Below are 4532 nucleotides of genomic sequence, written 5' to 3' on the forward strand. Positions count from 1 at the left end.
TCGCCCGCGACCGGGCCGCTGGCCTGGTCGGGGACCGCTGCTGCGGGAGAGGGAGCCGCCGCCGCGCTGCCCGCCTCGCCCACGGTGCCGAGCACTTCCTCGCTCAGGACGGTGTCGCCCTCCTGCTTGGCGATGCCCGTGAGCACGCCGTCTTGCTGGGCGGTGACCTCCAGCACGACCTTGTCGGTCTCGATCTCGGCCAGCACCTCGCCGCGCTTGACGGGGTCGCCGGGCTTCTTGTGCCAGGTCAGGAGCGTGCCCTCGCTCACCGACTCGGAAAATACGGGAACCTTGATGTCGGCCATAACGTGTTCCTTTATACCCCCCTGGGGCGTGGCCGATATGGACTCCGGTGGAATCGTTGACGAAGTGATGCGGTTTCTGTCCAATCCGCTACCGAACCGGGAGGGCACCAGCTCGGTAACTCCTTTCCCGGTTACCGTTGTGGTCCTTCTCGCTCTGCTTCGCAGCCCCGCAAGTCCGCTCGGGCTGAACAGGGTTTGTCACTGTTCAGCCGGAATCTGCATGACAAATGTTTGACAAAGGGGATTCCTGGCTGCTGGTCAACCTCCGCCAGGCCGTCAGGATCAGGCACTTACCCCGTGTCCCCGCCCCCTCCGTCCGGGGCCACCACCGTGTTGCGGCCCCGCTGTTTGCCCCGGTACAGCTGCTCGTCGGCAGCGGCCAACAGAAGATCAGGGCGCTGAGGCCCCTGCCAGAGCGTCACGCCGCAGGTCACGCTGAGCCCGGGATACCGGGGGGCAATGTCGGTCCTCATGCCCTGCACGATGCGCTCGGCCACGCCGCGGGCCCGCCGTCCCCCAGCGCCCGGCAGGATCACCATGAATTCGTCCCCACCCCCGCGCCCCCCTTTCGCCCCGTCCCCGGCGTCCCGGCGCAAGACCTCGGCAAACTCGGTCAGCGCCTGATCGCCCGCCTGATGACCCAGCCGGTCATTGACCGCCTTGAAGTGGTCGAGGTCCAGAAACAGCAGGGCACCCTGGTCGCCTGCCCGCTGAGCGCAGCGGCCCAGCCGGGCATCGAGCGCCTGACGGTTGAGCAGGCCAGTCAGTCCGTCGTGTTCGGCCTGCCACAGGGCCGCTTCTGCACGGCCCTGCGCCATGGAAATGGCGTGGCCGTGCTGCGTGAGGTAAATGATCAGGGCGACGATGAGACCCATCAGGATCAGGGCCAGGATGTCCACCGAGCCCGCTGCCAGCGCCGCCGACACGAACACCACGTAGGCCAGGNGGGCGACGATGAGACCCATCAGGATCAGGGCCAGGATGTCCACCGAGCCCGCTGCCAGCGCCGCCGACACGAACACCACGTAGGCCAGGACGCTGCCCAGGGTGGCGACCCTGGCAGGGAGGGCGGCATAGAGCAGCAGCACAAGCATCAGGACGTCGAAGACCAGCCAGATGGTCACACCGGCCTGCGAGTGCACCCCCTCGGAGATGTCGAGCAGGACCCAGGCGGTCATCAGGGCCACGCCGAGGGCCAGCACCACCCTGGGCCGGCGGCACAGCGCCAGCGCTCCCAGGCTCACCAGGGTGCCCACAGCGGCCAGAAGGACGTTTCCGGGGGCTCCACCCGACAGGTTGATGACCAGGGTGGCGGCGTGCGCGACCAGCGAGCCTCCCGCGAGGACCGCCGCCAGCATGACCCGGGCGCGTTCGGGGCGGCCAGCGAGCAGCGGCACGTCCATATGCACCGAGCCTAGGATGGGCCTCATCACATTTCAATCACATTTGCGCCGATCAAGGTTCCTGAGCTGCTGAGCTTGGTACCTGAACCCGTACGACCGGGTGACGGACCTGAGCCTTTGCAGAGGCAGCGCAAAGGGCCGGGGCACCTGGCTCCGGCCCCGGTTGCTGAGCGGCTCAGCCCTGCGCCTCGGCCTCCTGGGCAATCTCGATCTGCGCCTCGAAGTCCTCGCGGCTGACGCGCTCGCCCAAGGCGTCCGCGATCACGCGGGCCTGCTCCTGCGCGTGGACGCTGGCGTAGCCCGCCGCCGTGCTCGCCGCACGGGGGCGGCTGGCGTAGCTCAGGGTCTGGCCCGCCTGCAGCGCCCGCTCCAGATCGTCGCGGATCATCAGCCACGCGCCCTGGTTGTGGGGTTCTTCCTGCGCCCACACGACCGCTGCGCCGGGGTGACGGGCAAGTTCGGCGGCCAGCGCCTCGGCCGGGAAGGGGTAGAGCTGCTCCAGCCGCACCAGCGCGGTGCCCGCGTAGCCCTCCCGGTCGGCATCCCGCGCCTCGGAGAGTTCCCAGTGCAGCTTGCCGGAGGAGATGACCACCCGGCGGGCCTTCTCGGCGGCCGGGTCCCCGATCACCTCCTGAAAGCGGCCGCCGGTCAGTTCCGAGAGCGGGCTCATGGCGAGCTTGTTGCGCAGCAGGCTCTTGGGGGTCATCACGATCAGGGGCTTGCGGTAGGGCCGCAGCACCTGACGGCGCAGCAGGTGGAAGATCTGCGCGGCGCTGCTGGGCACCACGACCTGCATGTTCTTCTGGGCGCACAGTTGCAGGTAGCGCTCCAGCCGGGCGCTGGAGTGCTCCGGGCCCGCGCCCTCATAGCCGTGCGGCAGCAGCAGCGTCAGCCCGCTGAGGCGCTGCCACTTGCTCTCGCCCGCCGACAGGAACTGGTCGATCACCGCCTGCGCCCCGTTGGCGAAGTCCCCGAACTGCGCCTCCCAGGCCACGAGCGCCTTGGGTTCGGAGGTCGAGAAGCCGTACTCGAAGGCCATCACGGCTTCCTCGGAGAGGGTCGAGTCGATCACCTCCACCCGGCCCTGATCTGGGGCGAGGTGGGCCAGCCCCAGGTAGTCCCCCTCCAGCGGGTCCTGCGCGTTCTGGTCGTGCAGCACAGCGTGGCGGTGCACGAAGGTGCCGCGCCCCGAGTCCTGGCCGACGAGGCGCACCCCGTAGCCCTCCACCAGGAGCGAGGCGTAGGCCAGCATCTCGCCCATGCCCCAGTCCAGCGGCTGCTCGCCCCGGCTCATGGCGGCGCGGGCGTCGAGAACCCGCTTGACGCCCCGGTGCGGGGTGAAGCCCTCGGGCACCGCTGCGAGCTTGAGCCCCAGCTCGCGCAGGCGTTCCTCCGGCACGGCGGTCGCCGTCTCGTCGGTCCAGTGGGTGACCGCGTAGCTTTTCCAGTCGGCGGCGAGGCGGCTCTGTTCCTGGTTCTCCATCTCCTCGACCACCGCGTCGCCCGCGTCGAGCTGGTCGCGGTACTGCTCCACCAGTGCGTCGGCCTCACCCGCCCCCAGGACGCCCGCCCCTTCCAGCTGCTGCGCGTACAGGGCGCGGGTGCCGGGGTGCGCCTTGATCTCGCGGTACATGATGGGCTGGGTCATGGTGGGGTCGTCGGCCTCGTTGTGGCCGTGGCGCCGGAACGAGATCAGGTCGATAAAGACGTCCTTGCCGAAGGTCTGGCGGTACTCCAGCGCGAGGTCGCCCGCAAAGGCCACCGCCTCGGGGTCGTCGCCGTTGACGTGCAGCACGGGCGCGTTGGCGATCTTGGCGACGTCCGTGCAGTAGCGGCTGCTCCGGGTGTCGCGCGGATCACTGATCGTGAACCCGATCTGGTTGTTGATGACGATCCGCACCGCCCCGCCCGTCGTGAAGCCGCGCAGCCGCGACAGGTTGAGCGTCTCCATGACCACGCCCTGCCCGCTGACGGCGGCGTCGCCGTGAATCGTGACCGGCAGCACGGCCCGGCGCTCGGTGTCGCCCCGGCGGTCCTGCCGGGCGCGGACGCTGCCGTGCACGACCGGCGAGACGATCTCCAGGTGCGAGGGGTTGAACGCCAGCGCGAGGTGCATCGGCCCGCCGGGGGTCCGCACGTCGCTGGAGTGGCCCATGTGGTACTTCACGTCGCCCGCGATCTCGGGATCGTCGCTGAGGCGCTTCTTGCCCTCGAACTCGGCGAAGAGGTCCGAGGGCTTCTTGCCGAAGATGTTCACGAGGACATTCAGGCGGCCCCGGTGCGCCATCCCGATCACGGTTTCCTTGACCCCGTGCTGGCCGCCCTGCTGAATCAGGCGGTCGAGCAGCGGAATGAAGCTCTCGCTGCCCTCCAGCGAAAACCGCTTCTGGCCCACGTACTTGACGTGCAGGTAGCGTTCCAGGCCCTCGGCGGCGTTGAGCTTGGTCATCAGGCGGCGGCGGTCCTCGGCGCTGTACTGGCCCCGGCCGCGCCCCGGCTCGATGCGCTCCTGGAACCACTGCCGCTCGGTCGCGGGCAGGTAGTTGTATTCGAAGCCGATGGCCCCGCAGTAGGTCTCCTGCAGCTGCGCGATCACGTCCCGCAGGGGTCCCTGGAACACGCCGTCGTGGACAGGCTCGTTGAGGTCGGCTTCCGAGAGGCCGTAGTACCCGGGGGTCAGCTCGGGAACGACCGGCAGGCCGCGCATCTTCAGCGGGTTCATCCTCGCGCTGATGTGCCCGTAGACCCGGTAGGCGGTGATCAGCGCCCCGGCCGCCTGCTGCGCCCCGCTGACGCCCTGCGGCGCGGGCAGGGCGGCCCCGCC

3 protein-coding genes are annotated in these 4532 nt (G+C 69.5%); all 3 read right to left on the bottom strand.

Going from position 1 to position 4532, the window contains the following annotated elements; all coding sequences use genetic code 11:
• On the bottom strand, positions 1 to 305 hold a 305-nt coding region (locus tag QOL99_RS15245; protein WP_285525073.1), incomplete at its 3' end, for a biotin/lipoyl-containing protein.
• A gap of 290 nt (positions 306 to 595) precedes the next feature.
• Positions 596 to 1735, bottom strand: coding sequence for a diguanylate cyclase domain-containing protein (locus QOL99_RS15250; protein ID WP_456318869.1), 1140 nt, complete (start codon positions 1733 to 1735; stop codon positions 596 to 598).
• A 148-nt stretch (positions 1736 to 1883) separates the two neighbouring features.
• The coding region (locus QOL99_RS15255; RefSeq protein WP_285525077.1) for a 2-oxoglutarate dehydrogenase E1 component at positions 1884 to 4532 on the bottom strand (2649 nt) is incomplete at its 5' end.

This window comes from Deinococcus rhizophilus (assembly GCF_030271215.1).
GTDB classification, from domain to species: domain Bacteria; phylum Deinococcota; class Deinococci; order Deinococcales; family Deinococcaceae; genus Deinococcus; species Deinococcus rhizophilus.